Here is a 15,763-nt window from a genome sequence, read left to right as displayed (position 1 = left end):
TCAGTCCGTGGTGATGGGGAAGGCGTGCGTGTGGATCCGTACCTGTGCGGCCTGTGGGTCGTTCTCGTCGGCGGCCAGCTCGCGATAGGTGTCGAGGAGGGCGTGCATCTTCTCGACCAGTTCGCGGGTGAGTTCGGGCGTCAGCCGTAGCGTCGCGCTGCTCAGGTCCCAGACGCGGGACCACTCCTCGGGCCAGGCATCGCGGTTGCCCAGCCACGTGGACAGATCACGGGTCTGCGTGGTCGCGACCTCGTGCAGGTACAGGTCGGCGGCGCCGCGCACCTCCGGGTTGTCGTCCCGCAGGAGGGAGTCGTCGAACGCAAGACCCCGGTGGACCGCCTTCCACCACCGCTCCCGCCCCTTGCCGTGCTCGGGGGCGTCCTCGACGAAGCCGTGGGCGGCGAGCTGGCGCAGGTGGTAACTGGTCGAGCCGCTCGACTCGCCCAGTCTGTCGGCGAGTTGGGACGCCGTGGCCGGTCCCCCGAAGCGCAGGGCGTCGAGCAGCCGCATGCGCAGCGGGTGTGCGAGTCCACGCAGTGAGCGGGCGTCGAGGTTGCGGACCTGTGGGTCCTGGGGCTCGTTCATGCGTACAAAGGTAGCGTTGCAAAGAAACCGCTGCAACGGGTTCTTTGCAAGCAGTTCTTTGGAACCTGTTCCGGAGCCGGCTCCTTGGAACTTCCGGTCTCTCAGGCCCGCTTGGCGAACCGCGGCCGCAGCAACAGCTCGCCCAGTGACGCCAGCCAGTCGACCAGCAGTGCGAGCGCGATCGTGAGGATCGCGCCGAGCAGCAGCACCTGTGTGCGCTGATGGGCGATGCCGGTCCTGATCAGCACGCCCAGGCCGCCGCCTCCCCCGAAGGCCGCCAGGGTCGCCGTACCCACGTTGAGGACCAGCGCCGTGCGCACGCCCGCCAGGATCAGCGGCACCGCGAGCGGCAGTTCCATCCGGGTCAGCACGCCCAGCGGGGACATACCGATGTCGCGCGCGGCCTCCAGGAGCGTCGGGTCGTTCGCTCTCAGTCCCTTGACCGTGTGCGACAGCACCGGCAGGACGGCGAAGGCGATCATGCCGATCAGGACGGCCTTCCGGCCGGTGCCGAGCCAGATCACCGGCAGCGCCAGCAGGCCGATCGCCGGGGCGGCCCGCCCCATGTCGGCGATCGCCATCGCCACCGGCGTGACCTTGCGGAAGGACCTGCGGGTGAGCAGGATCCCCAGCGGGATCGCGATGATCAGCACGCAGAATGTGGAGATCGCGGTCAGTTCGACATGCCGCCACAGCGCCTTCGTCACCTGCCCGCGCGCCAGCGCGCTCTCGGTGACCGGGTCCAGGTGGGCGTGCCGGAACCACTGTCGGGCCGTCAGGAGCACGGCGACCAGCGCCAATGGCAGCAGGGTCACCCTCTGCCAGGTGACCCGCCGTTGCGGGGGGCTCGGCGGAGCCGTCACTTCGGTCTCTTTCTGCTCCTCCAGCTTGGGTGTGGTCACGTCTGGTTCTCCTCCGGTTGCGCCGGTGCTCCAGGCGTCCTGGGGATGGTCAGCCGCCCGATGAGGGCGTATGCGGTGTCGAACAGAAGCGCGAGGGCGACGATCCCGAGCGTGCCCGCGAGCACCTGGTCGCGCGCGTGCGCGTCGCCCGGGGAGCCGAGGCCGCGGAAGATCTCGTTGCCGAGGCCGGGCCCGGAGGCGTACGCGGCGATCGCGGCGATGCCCATCAGTATCCGCGTGGAGCCCCGGATCCCGGTGAGGATCGGCGGCCAGGCCCGCGGCAGCTCCACGCGCACGAGCCGTGCCGTCCGCGACATGCCGAGGCCCCGGGCCGTGTCCAGCGGTGACGGATCGGTCCCGCGCAGTCCGACGACGGTGTTCCGCGCGATCGGCACCAGTCCGCACAGGGTCAGCGCGATGACGGTCGGCGGCACCCCCGGTCCCACGACCGGGACCAGCAGACCGATCAGGGCGAGGGGCGGGACGGCCAGGAGGGTGGCGGTGGTGGCCGTGGCGTGGTCGCCCAGCCACCCGCTGCGGCAGATGGCGACGCCGGCCAGCACCCCGAGGGCCGTCGCGAGGACCACGCACTGCGCGACCACGAGGGCGTGCTGACAGGTCTCCGTGAGCAACTGCTGGTGACGGTCGCCCAAGTACTCCCAGAAGCTCACGCGCGCTCACCCCGGTCGGCTAGTTCCTTTCCCGGTCCTCCGCCGCCTGCTCCACCAGCGGGATGATCCGCAGCGGAACGGGGTTTTCCATGACGATCGCCGTGGCGGCCCGGACGATGCCATCAAAACCGACAACCCGGTCGATCACACGTTGAAGATCGGCATTCGAGCGAGCCACCAGCCGGCACAGCATGTCCCCGCTGCCGGTGGTGGTGTGCAGTTCGAGCACCTCCGGGACGGTCGCCAAGTGGGCGCGGACGTCCGCCCCTTGACCCTGCCGGATCTGCAGCGTCGCGAACGCCGTGACCGGATAGCCGAGCGCCGCCGGGTCCACCTCGGGCCCGAATCCGCGGATCACTCCATTCGACTGAAGACGATCCAGGCGCGCCTGCACGGTGCCGCGCGCGACCCCGAGCCGCCGGGACATCTCCAGCACCCCGATCCGCGGCTCGCGTGCCAGCAGCACGATGAGCCGGGCGTCCAGATGATCGATCGCCATGCAGTGCTCCCCGATGGTCATCATGTACAGAACGCCCGCCGACAAGGGGCGTCCGCTGGGCAGATTGTTCAGCTGACACGCAAACTATTGCGCACCTTGCGGGGAGGGGTGAGGCTGCCGCTATGACACAGACCACACACCACACCCCTGACACCGCGCGCGAGGCCGACCCCTTCCCGGTCAAGGGAATGGACGCGGTCGTCTTCGCCGTGGGCAACGCCAAACAGGCCGCGCACTACTACTCCACCGCCTTCGGCATGCGGCTCGTGGCCTACTCCGGACCGGAGAACGGCAGCCGCGAGACCGCCTCGTACGTCCTGGAGAACGGCTCCGCCCGCTTCGTCTTCACCTCCGTCATCAAGCCCGCCACCACCTGGGGCCACTTCCTCACCCGGCACGTGGCCGAGCACGGCGACGGCGTGATCGACCTCGCCATCGAGGTCCCGGACGCGCGCGCCGCGTACGCGTACGCGATCGAGCAGGGCGCCCGCTCGCTCGCCGAGCCGTACGAGCTGAAGGACGACAACGGCACGGTCGTCCTGGCCGCCATCGCGACGTACGGCGACACCCGCCACACCCTGGTCGAGCGGACGGGGTACGACGGCCCGTACCTGCCCGGCTTCGCCGCCGCCGACCCGATGGTCGAACCGCCCGCCCAGCGCACCTTCCAGGCCATCGACCACTGCGTCGGCAACGTCGAACTCGGTCGTATGAACGAATGGGTGGGCTTCTACAACAAGGTCATGGGCTTCACGAACATGAAGGAGTTCGTGGGCGACGACATCGCGACCGAGTACAGCGCGCTGATGTCCAAGGTCGTCGCCGACGGCACGCTCAAGGTCAAGTTCCCGATCAACGAGCCCGCCGTCGCCAAGAAGAAGTCCCAGATCGACGAGTACCTGGAGTTCTACGGCGGCCCCGGCGTGCAGCACATCGCGCTCAACACGAACGACATCGTGCGCACGGTACGGACGATGCGGGCGGCCGGTGTGCAGTTCCTGGACACCCCGGACTCGTACTACGACACCCTCGGCGAATGGGTGGGCGACACCCGCGTCCCCGTCGAGACCCTGCGCGAACTGAAGATCCTCGCCGACCGCGACGAGGACGGCTATCTGCTCCAGATCTTCACCAAGCCGGTCCAGGACCGGCCGACGGTCTTCTTCGAGATCATCGAGCGCCATGGCTCCATGGGCTTCGGCAAGGGCAACTTCAAGGCGCTGTTCGAGGCGATCGAGCGGGAACAGGCCAAGCGCGGAAACCTGTGAGTCGCGGACTCGGCAACTTGTGACTGCGGGCGCCCGCCGGGCACCGTCCCCGGCGGGCGCCTCGCGCCGACGGGGTTCACACCGCTGCCCCCGGGTGCGACGCTGTGATCATGAGCCGTATCGAAGCCCCGCGCGACGAAGTCACCGGCAACCTCCTCGACCGCCTCCGGACCGGCCTGCCGGCCGCGGCCGTCCTGACGGACCCCGACGTCACGGCCTCGTACGCGAACGACATGGCGAGCTTCTGCGCGTCCGGCACCCCGGCCGTGGTCGTGCTGCCGCGCACCGTCGAACAGGTGCAGCACATCATGCGGACGGCCACCGAACTACGCGTCCCGGTCGTCCCGCAGGGCGCCCGCACCGGACTGTCGGGCGGCGCGAACGCCTCCGACGGCTGCATCGTGCTCTCCCTGACGAAGATGGACCGGATCCTGGAGATCAACCCGGTCGACCGTGTCGCCGTCGTCGAACCCGGCGTCATCAACGCCACGCTCTCCCGCGCGGTGAACGAACACGGCCTCGCCTACCCGCCGGACCCCTCCAGCTGGGAGATGTGCACCATCGGCGGCAACATCGGCACGGCCTCCGGCGGTCTGTGCTGCGTGAAGTACGGGGTGACGGCCGAGTACGTCCTCGGCCTCGACGTCGTCCTCGCCGACGGACGCCTCTTGTCCACCGGCCGCCGCACCGCCAAGGGCGTGGCCGGTTACGACCTCACCCGGCTCTTCGTCGGCTCCGAGGGCTCGCTGGGCATCGTCGTCCGCGCGACCCTGGCGCTGAAGCCTCAGCCGCCCCAGCAGCTGGTGCTGGCCGCCGAGTTCGCCTCCGCGGCCGCCGCCTGCGACGCCGTCTGCCGGATCATGGAGGGCGGACATGTGCCGTCCCTCCTCGAACTGATGGACCGTACGACGGTCAAGGCCGTCAACGACCTGGCGCACATGGGCCTGCCGGAGAGCACCGAGGCCCTGCTGCTCGCCGCCTTCGACACCCCCGACCCGGCCGCCGACCTCGCCGCGGTCGGCGCGCTGTGCGAGGCCGCGGGCGCCACCGAGGTCGTACCGGCGGACGACGCGGCCGAGTCCGAACTCCTCCTGAAGGCGAGGCGGTTGTCGCTCACCGCGCTGGAGGCCGTCAAGGGCACGACGATGATCGACGACGTGTGCGTGCCCCGCTCCCGGCTCGGCGAGATGCTCGAAGGAGTGGAGCGGATCGCCGAGAAGTACAAGCTCACCATCGGGGTCTGCGCGCACGCCGGGGACGGCAACACGCACCCGACCGTCTGCTTCGACGCGCAGGACCCCGAGGAGTCCCGGCGCGCCCGCGAGTCCTTCGACGAGATCATGGCCCTCGGCCTGGCGCTCGGCGGCACGATCACCGGCGAGCACGGCGTGGGCGTCCTGAAGAAGGAGTGGCTGGCGCGCGAGATCGGCCCGGTGGGCGTGGAGATGCAGCGGGCGATCAAGCAGGTCTTCGACCCGCTGGGCATCCTCAACCCGGGCAAGCTCTTCTGACCCACCCCGGCTCACTCACCGTCCGTCGACTCGTCCCACGGCCACGTGTCGTCGGCCGCCGTGGGGGCGAGCAGCTCGGCCAGGCCGTCCTCTATGCCGAGCCGGCCGGACTCGGCGCCCGGCGGGACCAGCCGCAGTGTGCGCTCCAGCCAGCTCGACACGGGGGCGGCCGGTGCCTGGAGCAGGGCGTCCCCGCCCGGTGAACTCAGCGCGATGAGAACGACGCTGCGGCCCGCGACCTTCGTCGGCCACACCCGCACGTCCCCGTGCCCGCAGGGCCGGAACACCCCCTCGATGAGCAGTTCGCGGGCGAAGGTCCAGCACACGGGGTGGTCGGAGTCGATGTGGAAGGTGACGCGGACGGCGTACGGGTCGTCGGTGCGGTAGTCGAGCCTGGCCAGGACGGGGATGCTGCGCTCGGGGGACAGGACGAGTTCGAGCTCCAGCTCGCGTTCCACGACGGTGTGCATGATGTGCGGTTCCTCTCCGGTACGGGGGCCCGTCGGTGGGCCCGTACGAGTGAGAGCACTCAGGTGCCGGAAGCATTACGCGAGTTTCGGAGAAATTCTTTCGCGGTGTGTTCCGGGTGTGTGAAGGGAGTGCGCGGTGTCGCCCGGAAAGGGGTGGGTCGGGGCGGAGCGGCAGTGCCCCCTGCCCGGTTCTGATAGATGTGGATGTCCACACGACCCCCCGAGCAGATACGGGACGACGGACATGAGCGCCCCAACCCCGGCACCCGGTGACGACAGGCCCCGCGAGGGGTACTACCCGGATCCGTCCATTCCTGGATACGTCCGGTACTGGAACGGCGCCGCCTGGGTGCCGGGTACCAGCCGGCCGGCCCCCAACGACGGCCGGCCACTCTCGCCGCCACCCGGCGCAGGGCCCGCGCAGCCCTCGGTGGAGGAGACCGGGCCGCACTTCTTCGACGAGGACCCGGTCGAGGAGCCCCGCCGGGTCAGTCCGGCCGAGGAGCCCCGCCAGGTGAGTCCGGCCGAGGCCCAGCACGGCAGCCGCCCCGAGCCCGCCTCGGCCTGGGGCGCCGACCGCTCCCAGCAGTCCGGCTTCGGCGGCGACCAGGACCGCCGGGTGTCCTGGGGCGCGCCCCAGGGAGCCGACCCGCGGGCTCCGCTCGCGGGCCGCCCCGACGGCACGACCCGTACGGACGGCACGGCGACGATCCCGCCCGCCGACTCCGCGGGCGGGACCGGCTCCGGCTCAGGTCCCTCCCCGGCCTCCGACGGCACGACCGTGTTCCGCCGGCCGACGCGTGACGGAGGTGCCGCCACCGCGGCCCCCGGCACCTCCGGCACCGGCGGCCCCGCCGCTGACGAGGGCACCATGAAGTTCCGCGCGCTCTCCCCGCGCACGGGGGAGCAGGGCGGAAGCACAGAGGCGGCAGGTTCCGGTTCCGGGCAGCCCGCCGCCGCGCGCCCGACGAACGCCCAGGCCGCGGCCCGCCAGGCGCTGGGACTGGACCCCGAGGCACCGGACCCCGCACCGCAGCGGACGGCCCCGCCGCAGCAGCAGGCATCGGCGCCCGCCACGGGGGTGCCCCCGCAGCAGTCGGCCGGATCACTCTCGCAGCAGCCCGCGGCCGGCGTGCCCCAGCAGTCCGCCGCTCCCGCGGCCACGCCCATGACCACGGGCGCCGGTGGCGGCCAGCCCTCCTGGGCGCAGCAGGTGCACCGACTCGCGAGCTCGGGCCCCGACGGCGGGCCCGTCGCACCATGGAAGCCGCCGGTGGAGGACGTGTTCCAGGCGGCCGCCCGGGCGCAGGCGGCGGCCCGGCCCGCGGGCCTGGGCAAGCGGCTGGCCGCGCGGCTCCTCGACACCCTGGTCCTGGCGGCGATCACGGGCGTGGCCGCCGTACCGCTGGGCACCAAGGCGATCGACCACATCAACGGCAAGATCGACGCGGCCAAGCAGTCCGGGCAGACCGTCACGGTGTGGCTGCTCGACGGCACGACCTCGGTCTACCTCGCCATCGTGCTCGCCGTGCTCCTCGGCTTCGGCGTCCTCTACGAGGTGCTGCCCACCGCCAAGTGGGGCCGCACGCTCGGCAAGAAGCTGTGCGGCATCGAGGTGCGGGACATCGAGGGCCACGAGCCGCCGGCCTTCGGTCCGGCCCTGCGCCGCTGGCTCGTCTACAGCGTGCCCGGCCTGCTCGTCGTGGGTGTCGTCGGCGTCCTGTGGTGCGTGTTCGACCGCCCCTGGCGCCAGTGCTGGCACGACAAGGCGGCGCACACCTTCGTGGCGGGCTGACCCGGACGGACCTGTACGGATGCGGAGCCGGAGGGTTCGCGGTCGACTCGGGCCATGAGCACCGAACCGCCGCCCCCCGGCTCAGGAGACTCCCCGGACGACGACCCGTTCAGGAAAAGGCAGCCCCCGCCGTCCGAGGGCGACGCCACGGGCCCCCACGGGGGCTTGGTGGGCAACCAGCCTCCGCCAGGCGGCTGGCCACCCCACGGCGGCCAGCCTCCGCCGGGCGGCCAACCCCCGCCCGGCGGTGAGCCCCCGCCCGGCGGCCAACCCCCGTACGGCGCACCCCCGCCCGGCGGCGGCCCCCCGTACGGTGCGCCCCCGCCGTACGGCGGCGAAGGCCCCTACGGCGGCGGAGGAGGCCCCTACGGCCCGTACGGAGGCACGGACCCCCTCGCCGGAATGCCCCCGCTGGCCGACAGCGGCAAGCGCGTGCTCGCGCGGATCCTCGACATGATCATCGTCGGGGTGGTCGTCGTGCTGCTGTCCTGGGCGTTCCGCACCACCGAGTACAACGTCGACGCCGACAGGATCGAGTACAGCAAGTCCGTCGGCCAGTCCGTGATCGCCGCCGTGCTCTACGTGGCGTACGACACCATCATGATCAGCAGGTCGGGACAGACGCTCGGCAAGAAGCTGCTGAACATGCGTGTGGCCAACCTCGACAACGGCGCCACCCCTTCCGTGCAGACCGCGCTGATCCGCGCGCTGGTGCTGTGGCTCCCGTTCGCGTTCTGCTGCGCCTGCATCTGGACGGCGATCTGCGGCGGCTGGAGCTTCTTCGACAAGCCCTACAAACAGGGCCTTCACGACAAAGCAGCCAAGACGGTGGAGGTCAGTACGAGTTGAGCGCGAGCTGACGAGGGGAATGAGGAAAAGGGGAGTGGCGTACGTATGAACCGGCGGGCCCGTGCATCACGGGCCCGCCGGTTCGAGTGCTCCCTGCGAGGTGGTGCCGGTGGTGCCGGTGAAGTGCTGGGCACGCGCGCCCGGTTCAGGGATTCGCCGGCTCGTGTACGGACTCGGCGGGTGCGGCGGATCCGACGGTTGCCGTCGCGCGGCCGGCCGGAACGGGCTGCTGGTCCCGGGATCGTCCGGTCGCGGTCGACGCGGGCTTCGGCAGGGGGACCGTCACGGCGACGAGCAGTCCGAGCGCGAGCGCCGCAAGGGCGATCACGGCGATCCCCAGGCCCGAACTCGTCTGTGACAGCAGCAGCATGGCGAGGGTGGAGAAGATCACGGTGCAGGAACCGTAGGCGAGCTGTGCGGCAGTCGGACGAGGCATGGCCATTCCTCGGGGTGGAGGTCTCCCCCCGGTGCCTCTCGCGATGGGGGAGGATGCGGACAACTGTGTGGATTATGGGGCACTTTGGGGTCTGTCTCGGAATCGTGGGGTGACAACGGTGTCGACAGGACAATCCGTCGCCATTCCGACGCTCCGCCTATCGACTCTATTCGCCTCCATGCCCGACCGGAACGGCTGGTAAGCGTGACCTAACCCACGGTGCCGGTGCACAGGGGGCGCACTGAGTCATGCGGTCCGACAACCGGACGTATGCACGCGCCGGTTGACGTGCGACTATGCCGTTCGTATAGCGGACGTCCCGCTCCATTAATGCACTTGGCCTGTTCAAGTCAAGATCTGTCTTTTCTTTTAAACCTCCGGTCAAATGTCGTCACTTGACACACGCGTACACCGCGCGCGGACCTTCCACGACACCCGAGAACCCTTCTCCGCGCGAACGGGCGCGTCGGGGAGGACATCAAGTGACCAGCAGACCCTGGACGTTCAGGGCAGGTGCGGCGTTCGTCGTGCTCGCGGCGGCCACCGCCACGCTCTCGGCGTCCGCCGTGGCCCAGACCGGGCGGAGCACCTCGGCGGCAGCCGCCGCGCACCGGCACGACCCACAGCCGGCCAAGAGCAGGGAGCACAACTTCGACGGGCCGCTGAGCAAGACTCAGGAGGCTCAGCGAGAGGAAGCGCTCAACCGGGTCATATCCGGCAAGGCCACGGTCACCGACCGCGGCGCCTCTCAGGTGGTGAAGCTCAGCAGCGGCAAGTACGTCGAACTCGCCCGCGAGCGGACCGACAAGATCTTCACCATCCTCGCGGAGTTCGGCACCAGGACGTCGCAGTACGGCGGCACCGCCGGCCCCAAGCACAACCAGATAGCCCAGCCGAACCGCACCACGGACAACAGCACCGCGTGGCAGGCGGACTACAACCGGCAGCACTACCAGGACCTCTACTTCTCGACGGACACGACGAAGAAAAGCCTCAAGCAGTTCTACGAGAAGGCCTCTTCGGGCCGGTACTCGGTCGACGGCCAGGTCCAGGACTGGGTCAAGGTCGACTACAACGAGGCCCGTTACGGCACCAACGAGTGCGACACCTGCGTGTGGAACCTCGTCAGCGACGCCCTGGCCAAGTGGGTCGCCCAGCGCAAGGCCGCCGGTGACACCGACGCCCAGATCAAGTCCAAGATCGCGGCGTACGACAAGTGGGACCGCTACGACTACGACGGCGACGGCAACTTCAACGAGCCCGACGGCTACATCGACCACTTCCAGATCGTGCACGCCGGCGAGGACGAGTCCGCGGGCGGCGGCGCCCAGGGCGAGGACGCGATCTGGGCCCACCGCTGGTACGCGTACGGCACCGACGCCGGCAACACCGGCCCCGCGGGCAACAAGCTCGGCGGCACCCAGATCGGCTCCACCGGCATCTGGGTCGGCGACTACACCATCCAGCCGGAGAACGGCGGACTCGGTGTCTTCGCCCACGAGTACGGCCACGACCTGGGCCTGCCCGACAACTACGACACCACCGGCAACGCCGAGAACTCCACCGGCTTCTGGGACCTGATGTCCTCCGGCTCCTGGCTCGGCGCCGGCAAGAACAGCATCGGCGACGTCCCCGGCGACTTCACCACCTGGGACAAGCTCCAGCTCGGCTGGCTGGACTACCGGACCGTGGTGGCCGGCACCAAGTCGGCGACGAGGCTCGGGTACTCGGAGTACACCACCGCCAACCCGCAGGCGCTGATCGTCACGCTGCCGAAGAAGAGCGTCACCACGACCCTGGTCACCCCGGCGAGCGGCTCGTACCAGTGGTGGAGCGGCAAGGGCAACAGCCTCAACAACACGCTGACCCGTGACGTCGATCTGACCGGCAAGTCCTCGGCCGCGCTGTCCCTCAAGGGCTACTTCGACATCGAGAGCGGCTACGACTTCCTGTACACGGAGGTCTCGACCGACGGCGGCACGAACTGGAAGCCGATCGACGGCACGGTGGGCGGCACCGCGCTCCCGCGCGACGCCAGCGACCAGCCGGCCCTGACGGGCACCATCGCCGCGTACACCGACCTGGTCTACCCGCTCGACGCCTACGCCGGTAAGTCGATCAAGCTGCGCTTCCGCTACGCCACCGACTCCGGTGTCGCCAAGAAGGGCTTCGCGGCGGACGACATCACCATCACCGCCGACGGCTCCACCGTCTTCAGCGACGGCGCCGAGAACGGCACGGGCGACTGGGCGGTGAACGGCTTCTCGGTCAAGGGTGCGTCCTTCACCGGCCAGTACCCGCAGTACTACATCGCGGAGAACCGCCAGTACGTCTCCTACGACACGACCCTGAAGACCGGCCCGTACAACTTCGGCTTCGGCAACACCAAGCCGAACTGGGTCGAGCACTACCCGTACCAGAACGGCCTGCTGATCTGGCTCTGGGACACCTCGCAGGAGGACAACAACGTCAGCGAGCACCCGGGCCAGGGTCTGATCCTGCCGGTCGACGCGCACGCCCAGCCGCTGAAGTGGTCGAACGGGACGTACATGGAAAGCCGCATCCAGTCCTTCGACTCCCCGTTCACCCTGGACGCCACGGACGCGGTCACCCTGCACTACGGCGGCGTGGCCACGAAGATCGCGAGCCGGGCGGGCGTCTCGGTCTTCGACGACCACAACGGCACGTACTACTACTCCGCGACCAAGTACGCGGGCGTGAAGGTGCCGGACACCCACACGAAGATCAAGCTGCTCCGCCAGGCGAAGAACGGCAGCGTACTGACGGTGGCGGTGCTGCCGTCGAAGTAGGAGCCCCTCGGACGATCATGTCCGCAGTGGCCCTGGTCACAAACTGAACAAGGTTTCCGCAGGTCAGAGCATGATCGGCCGCAACCCTCTGGCGGGTGGCGGCCGATCGTGTTTAGGTGCGTCCTGTGGCTCTCTTATTGACACAACGTCTCACGGGGATGTGACACGCATGGCCGCAGGAGGTTTCTGCAAGCTGCCGAACGGCAGCGTGGTGGTGGCGCTGAACCTGCCCAGCCCGGATTCGGGCAGTGGTTCGATCCGCTTCCTCGTCCTCGCCCGCAACCGCGCCCGCGCCCTGACGCGCCTGCGCAACCTCGGCCTGCGCGCGGTCTATCTGCGGGGCAACGCGGCCCCGCCGACCCCCGACGAGATCACGGCGGTCCTGCACCACCCCGACGGCCTGATATGGCGCACGGCCCCCGACAACGCGACGCAGGACCTCACCCAGGAACTGTGGCGCCCGATCAAGGCACTCCTGAGGAGCCCGACGGCGCAGGTGTAGGCCCCGCGGGCTACACGACCGGCTTGCCGGAGAGCTCCACGCCGGCCTCCCGCAGCTCCTCCAGCGCGCGTTCCGTGGTCTCCTCGGAGACCCCGGCCGTGAGGTCCAGCAACACCTGCGTACGGAAGCCCTGCCGCGCGGCGTCCAGCGCGGTGGCGCGCACGCAGTGGTCCGTGGCGATCCCCACCACATCCACCTCGCCGATCCCGCGGGCCCGCAGCCAGTCGCCCAGCGGCACCCCGTGCTCGTCGGCCCCCTCGAACCCGCTGTACGCCGCCGCGTACGCCCCCTTGTCGAACACGGCGTCGACCGCGCCCGAGGCGACCGCCGGGGCGAAGTTCGGGTGGAAGCCCACGCCCTCGGTGCCCGCCACACAATGCGCCGGCCACGAGCGGACGTAGTCGGGGTTGTCGGCGAAGTGGCCACCGGGGGCGATGTGGTGGTCCCGGGTGGCGACGACATGGCGGTACCCCGCGGGGGCCTGCCCGATCAGTTCGGTGATCGCGGCGGCCACGTCGGCACCTCCCGCCACCGCGAGGCTGCCACCCTCACAGAAGTCGTTCTGCACGTCTACGACGATCAAGGCGCGGCGCATGGTCGGTGTCCTTCGGCTTGGCAGCGGTTCGGTGTGGAGGGTGCGGGCCCGGCCGTCCGTATGAACTACATGAACTTCCGAGCCTAGAGACTTCGAGGGCCGGGCGGGAGGGGGCATAGGGGGGCCGACCGGGTGCGCGGGTGCGCGGCCGTTGCATTCCCACCGGCCGCGCGTTCATGCGCCCGGGGGCCGGGCGGGCCGAAGCCACACCCGGCCCTTACCCCGACGCCTCACCCGTGGTGCGTCAGGTATTCCGTCGGAAGCACCGGTTCCCCGCGCGACAGCTGCGTCGCCGACAGCGGCAGATTGGCGCGTGCGGCGGCGTGCCGGTCGCGTACGACGTCCAGCGCCTCGCGGGCGACGACCTGGCCCCCCTTGATCAGCTGGATCAGCAGCTGCCGGTCCGCCAGCTCGTCCGGCACCGGCCCGGTGCCGATCACTTCCGCCTCGGCCACCCCGTGCTCGTCCAGCCGCCGCGCCGCCCACTTGCGCCCGCCGATGGACGTCTTGCCGCCGGTCGACTTCTTCGCCACCGGCACCAGCGGGGCCTTCGAGTCCGCCGACTCGGCGCGGGCGACCAGCTTGTAGACCATCGAGCAGGTCGGATGGCCGGACCCCGTCACCAACTGGGTGCCGACGCCGTACGCGTCCACGGGCGCCGCCCGCAGCGAGGCGATGGCGTACTCGTCCAGGTCCGAGGTCACGATGATCTTCGTCTTCGTCGCGCCCAGCTCGTCGAGCTGCTGCCGCACGCGGTGCGCGACCAGCAGCAGGTCGCCGGAGTCGATGCGCACGGAGCCCAGCTCGGGCCCGGCGATCTCGACGGCCAGCCGTACGGCCTCGGTGACGTCGTACGTGTCCACGAGCAGCGTGGTGCCCCGGCCCAGCGAGTCGACCTGGGCCCGGAAGGCGTTGCTCTCGCTGTCGTGCAGGAGCGTGAAGGCATGGGCGGAGGTGCCGACCGTCGGGATGCCGTACCGGAACCCGGCGGCCAGGTCGGAGGTGCTCGCGAAGCCGCCGACGTACGCGGCGCGCGAGGCGGCCACGGCGGCCAGCTCGTGGGTGCGCCGGGCCCCCATCTCGATCAGCGGCCGGCCGTCGGCGGCGGACGACATGCGGGAGGCGGCGGCCGCGACGGCGGAGTCGTGGTTGAGGATGGACAGGATCACGGTCTCCAGGAGCACGCACTCCGCGAAGGAGCCCTCGACCCGCAGGATCGGCGAGCCGGGGAAGTACATCTGGCCCTCCTGATAGCCCCAGACGTCACCGCCGAAGCGATACCCGGCGAGCCAGTCGAGCGTCTCCTCGTTGACGATCCGGCGTTCCCGCAGGAAGCCGAGGAGGCCCGCGTCGAAGCGGAAGTTCTCGACCGCGTCCAGGACGCGCCCGGTGCCGGCCACGACGCCGTAGCGGCGGCCCTCGGGCAGCCGCCGGGTGAAGACCTCGAAGACGGAGCGCCGCTCGGCGGTGCCCGCCTTCAGGGCGGCCTGCAGCATCGTCAGCTCGTAGTGGTCGGTGAAGAGCGCCGTCGAGGGCACGTCCACGGGCAGCCCGAGGTCCGCCCCAAGGTCCGCAGTGTTCATAAACGAGGATCGTACCCCCATCTCGTCAGTCTGACGATTTATGCTCCGACGGCCGAGCCCGTTTGTGCGAGCGCCCCGTCGAGGTGGCAGCATGGGCCGTGTGACGGCTCCCGCACCCCTAGAGATCGAAAAGACCGAGTCGGCGGAGGAAGCCTTCGCCGTACCCGAGCCCGACGTCCCCTGGGTGACGATCGTCCACAACGATCCGGTCAACCTCATGAGCTATGTGACGTATGTCTTCCAGACGTACTTCGGCTACACCAAAGACAAGGCCACCAAGCTCATGCTCGACGTCCACCACAAGGGCCGGGCGGTGGTCTCCAGCGGGACGCGCGAGGAGATGGAGCGCGACGTACAGGCCATGCACGGCTACGGTCTGTGGGCCACCCTTCAGCAGGACCGCAAGTAGCCCGTACGCCCGTCAAGCAGCGAAAGACCTCATGCCAGGACACTTCGAACCGCTCCCCGGCGGCGGCGCGGCCGTCGCGCTCGACGACGTCGAGATCTCCATCATCCGGTCGCTCGCCGTGCAGCTGCTGGAACTCATCGGGCCGGGGCCGGCCGAGAACGCCCCCGAGGACCCGCTCGCCGAGCTGTTCGCCGAAGGCCCGAGCGAACCACCCGCCGACCCGGTGCTGCGCCGCCTGTTCCCGGACGCGTACGGCGGCCCCGGCGGTGAGGCGGCCTCGTCCGAGGAGGCCGAGGAACGGCGCGCGCACTCCGCCGAGTTCCGCCGCTTCACCGAGAACGACCTGCGCGCGGGCAAACGTGAGAACGCCCTCGCGGTGGTCCGCTCGCTGGACTTGCTGACCTCGGCGAGCGCCGAGGGCGGGGTCCTCAAGCTGTCGCAGGAGCAGTCCAGGCAGTGGCTCGGGGCCCTCAACGACCTGCGCCTGGCGATCGGCTCCCGTCTGGAGGTCGTCGACGAGGACGACACCGACCAGCTCTACGAACTGCCGGACGAGGACCCGCGCAAGCCCATGGTGATGGCGTACCTGTGGCTCGGCGGCCTCCAGGAGACCCTCGTCAACACCCTCCTGCCCTGACGCGGGGGCACGGGCCTCGCGTACGCCCGGCCACCGTCCGGTGTTCGCTCAGCGGACGCTCAAATCCGGATAACGATCGCGTCTCCTTTGCGGTCGCGAATGCCCGCCTCGTGGCCACTTTGTCCGCTTTTTCCCATGCGGTGCGTCACATGTCGCACCGCCGATCAATGTTGCGGCCGTGATAAATCTTCACGACCGCCCGACGGACACCATCCATGTCCGGTCGGGTGCGCCACCGAGC

At 70.2% G+C, this 15,763-nt stretch carries 16 protein-coding genes; 8 read left to right on the top strand and 8 right to left on the bottom strand.

The genetic code is table 11. The features are described 5' to 3' along the window. From Q2K21_RS31010 to Q2K21_RS30995, 4 genes are all read right to left on the bottom strand, one after another. A complete protein-coding gene (locus tag Q2K21_RS31010; protein WP_310777693.1) occupies positions 1-585 on the bottom strand; it encodes an ArsR/SmtB family transcription factor in 585 nt (194 codons plus the stop codon). Between the two features lie 101 nt (positions 586-686). Then, the gene (locus Q2K21_RS31005; protein WP_310777691.1) at positions 687-1,487 is read right to left on the bottom strand and encodes an ABC transporter permease; all 801 of its coding nucleotides are present in this window, start codon (positions 1,485-1,487) and stop codon (positions 687-689) included. After that, positions 1,484-2,158, bottom strand: a complete 675-nt coding sequence (locus Q2K21_RS31000) for an ABC transporter permease (RefSeq protein WP_310777689.1) — start codon at positions 2,156-2,158, stop codon at positions 1,484-1,486. Before Q2K21_RS31000 ends, Q2K21_RS31005 begins: the two co-directional genes overlap by 4 nt. A 19-nt stretch (positions 2,159-2,177) precedes the next feature. Further along, positions 2,178-2,657: an Lrp/AsnC family transcriptional regulator gene (locus Q2K21_RS30995; RefSeq protein WP_310777686.1), complete on the bottom strand. Its 480-nt coding sequence runs from the start codon at positions 2,655-2,657 to the stop codon at positions 2,178-2,180. A gap of 122 nt (positions 2,658-2,779) precedes the next feature. Between Q2K21_RS30995 and hppD the strand changes: the two genes are divergently transcribed. After that, positions 2,780-3,925 carry a 4-hydroxyphenylpyruvate dioxygenase gene (hppD, locus tag Q2K21_RS30990; protein ID WP_310777685.1) on the top strand — a complete coding sequence of 382 codons (1,146 nt, stop codon included), beginning with the start codon at positions 2,780-2,782 and terminating at the stop codon, positions 3,923-3,925. A 104-nt stretch (positions 3,926-4,029) separates the two neighbouring features. Continuing rightward, entirely contained in the window at positions 4,030-5,436 is a 1,407-nt protein-coding gene (locus Q2K21_RS30985) for an FAD-binding oxidoreductase (RefSeq protein ID WP_310777683.1), read from the top strand. 11 nt (positions 5,437-5,447) lie between these two features. Here Q2K21_RS30985 and Q2K21_RS30980 read toward each other — a convergent pair whose 3' ends face one another. Then, entirely contained in the window at positions 5,448-5,906 is a 459-nt protein-coding gene (locus tag Q2K21_RS30980) for an SsgA family sporulation/cell division regulator (RefSeq protein ID WP_310777680.1), read from the bottom strand. 244 nt (positions 5,907-6,150) lie between these two features. On the opposite strand from Q2K21_RS30980, the gene Q2K21_RS30975 reads away from it, so the two are divergent. Continuing rightward, positions 6,151-7,701, top strand: coding sequence for an RDD family protein (locus tag Q2K21_RS30975; RefSeq protein WP_310777676.1), 1,551 nt, complete (start codon positions 6,151-6,153; stop codon positions 7,699-7,701). 54 nt (positions 7,702-7,755) lie between these two features. Then, on the top strand, positions 7,756-8,550 hold the full coding sequence (locus Q2K21_RS30970; protein ID WP_310777674.1) for an RDD family protein: 795 nt from the start codon (positions 7,756-7,758) through the stop codon (positions 8,548-8,550). 145 nt (positions 8,551-8,695) lie between these two features. Here Q2K21_RS30970 and Q2K21_RS30965 read toward each other — a convergent pair whose 3' ends face one another. Beyond that, positions 8,696-8,986, bottom strand: coding sequence for a hypothetical protein (locus Q2K21_RS30965; RefSeq protein ID WP_310777670.1), 291 nt, complete (start codon positions 8,984-8,986; stop codon positions 8,696-8,698). Positions 8,987-9,468: 482 nt separating this feature from the next. Between Q2K21_RS30965 and Q2K21_RS30960 the strand changes: the two genes are divergently transcribed. Then, the gene (locus Q2K21_RS30960; protein WP_310777667.1) at positions 9,469-11,796 is read left to right on the top strand and encodes an immune inhibitor A domain-containing protein; all 2,328 of its coding nucleotides are present in this window, start codon (positions 9,469-9,471) and stop codon (positions 11,794-11,796) included. 169 nt (positions 11,797-11,965) lie between these two features. Then, positions 11,966-12,298, top strand: coding sequence for a hypothetical protein (locus Q2K21_RS30955; protein WP_310777664.1), 333 nt, complete (start codon positions 11,966-11,968; stop codon positions 12,296-12,298). 10 nt (positions 12,299-12,308) lie between these two features. On the opposite strand, the gene Q2K21_RS30950 is transcribed toward Q2K21_RS30955, so the two are convergent. Both Q2K21_RS30950 and Q2K21_RS30945 read right to left on the bottom strand, forming a co-directional pair. Next, complete coding sequence (locus Q2K21_RS30950; RefSeq protein ID WP_310777661.1) at positions 12,309-12,893, bottom strand: isochorismatase family protein; 585 nt, start codon at positions 12,891-12,893, stop codon at positions 12,309-12,311. A gap of 230 nt (positions 12,894-13,123) precedes the next feature. Beyond that, positions 13,124-14,476, bottom strand: a complete 1,353-nt coding sequence (locus tag Q2K21_RS30945) for a nicotinate phosphoribosyltransferase (RefSeq protein WP_310777658.1) — start codon at positions 14,474-14,476, stop codon at positions 13,124-13,126. A 91-nt stretch (positions 14,477-14,567) separates the two neighbouring features. Between Q2K21_RS30945 and clpS the strand changes: the two genes are divergently transcribed. Next, positions 14,568-14,885 carry an ATP-dependent Clp protease adapter ClpS gene (clpS, locus tag Q2K21_RS30940; protein ID WP_310777655.1) on the top strand — a complete coding sequence of 106 codons (318 nt, stop codon included), beginning with the start codon at positions 14,568-14,570 and terminating at the stop codon, positions 14,883-14,885. Positions 14,886-14,916: 31 nt separating this feature from the next. Next, a complete protein-coding gene (locus Q2K21_RS30935) occupies positions 14,917-15,522 on the top strand; it encodes a DUF2017 domain-containing protein (RefSeq protein ID WP_310777652.1) in 606 nt (201 codons plus the stop codon). The last annotated feature ends 241 nt before the right edge of the window (positions 15,523-15,763 follow it).

Source organism: Streptomyces sp. CGMCC 4.7035, assembly GCF_031583065.1.
Taxonomy (GTDB): domain Bacteria; phylum Actinomycetota; class Actinomycetes; order Streptomycetales; family Streptomycetaceae; genus Streptomyces; species Streptomyces yaanensis.
Note: the sequence above shows the minus strand (reverse complement) of the source record. Positions and strands in the feature narration are given on the sequence as shown.

Excerpts from the sequence above, each read along its gene's own strand:
- Q2K21_RS31010 (WP_310777693.1), bottom strand. The coding sequence starts at position 585 with ATGAACGAGCCCCAGGACCCACAGGTCCGCAACCTCGACGCCCGCTCA.
- Q2K21_RS30995 (WP_310777686.1), bottom strand. The coding sequence starts at position 2,657 with ATGGCGATCGATCATCTGGACGCCCGGCTCATCGTGCTGCTGGCACGC.
- hppD (WP_310777685.1), top strand. The coding sequence starts at position 2,780 with ATGACACAGACCACACACCACACCCCTGACACCGCGCGCGAGGCCGAC.
- Q2K21_RS30980 (WP_310777680.1), bottom strand. The coding sequence starts at position 5,906 with ATGCACACCGTCGTGGAACGCGAGCTGGAGCTCGAACTCGTCCTGTCC.
- Q2K21_RS30975 (WP_310777676.1), top strand. The coding sequence starts at position 6,151 with ATGAGCGCCCCAACCCCGGCACCCGGTGACGACAGGCCCCGCGAGGGG.
- Q2K21_RS30970 (WP_310777674.1), top strand. The coding sequence starts at position 7,756 with ATGAGCACCGAACCGCCGCCCCCCGGCTCAGGAGACTCCCCGGACGAC.
- Q2K21_RS30965 (WP_310777670.1), bottom strand. The coding sequence starts at position 8,986 with ATGCCTCGTCCGACTGCCGCACAGCTCGCCTACGGTTCCTGCACCGTG.
- Q2K21_RS30955 (WP_310777664.1), top strand. The coding sequence starts at position 11,966 with ATGGCCGCAGGAGGTTTCTGCAAGCTGCCGAACGGCAGCGTGGTGGTG.
- Q2K21_RS30950 (WP_310777661.1), bottom strand. The coding sequence starts at position 12,893 with ATGCGCCGCGCCTTGATCGTCGTAGACGTGCAGAACGACTTCTGTGAG.
- Q2K21_RS30945 (WP_310777658.1), bottom strand. The coding sequence starts at position 14,476 with ATGAACACTGCGGACCTTGGGGCGGACCTCGGGCTGCCCGTGGACGTG.
- clpS (WP_310777655.1), top strand. The coding sequence starts at position 14,568 with ATGGGCCGTGTGACGGCTCCCGCACCCCTAGAGATCGAAAAGACCGAG.
- Q2K21_RS30935 (WP_310777652.1), top strand. The coding sequence starts at position 14,917 with ATGCCAGGACACTTCGAACCGCTCCCCGGCGGCGGCGCGGCCGTCGCG.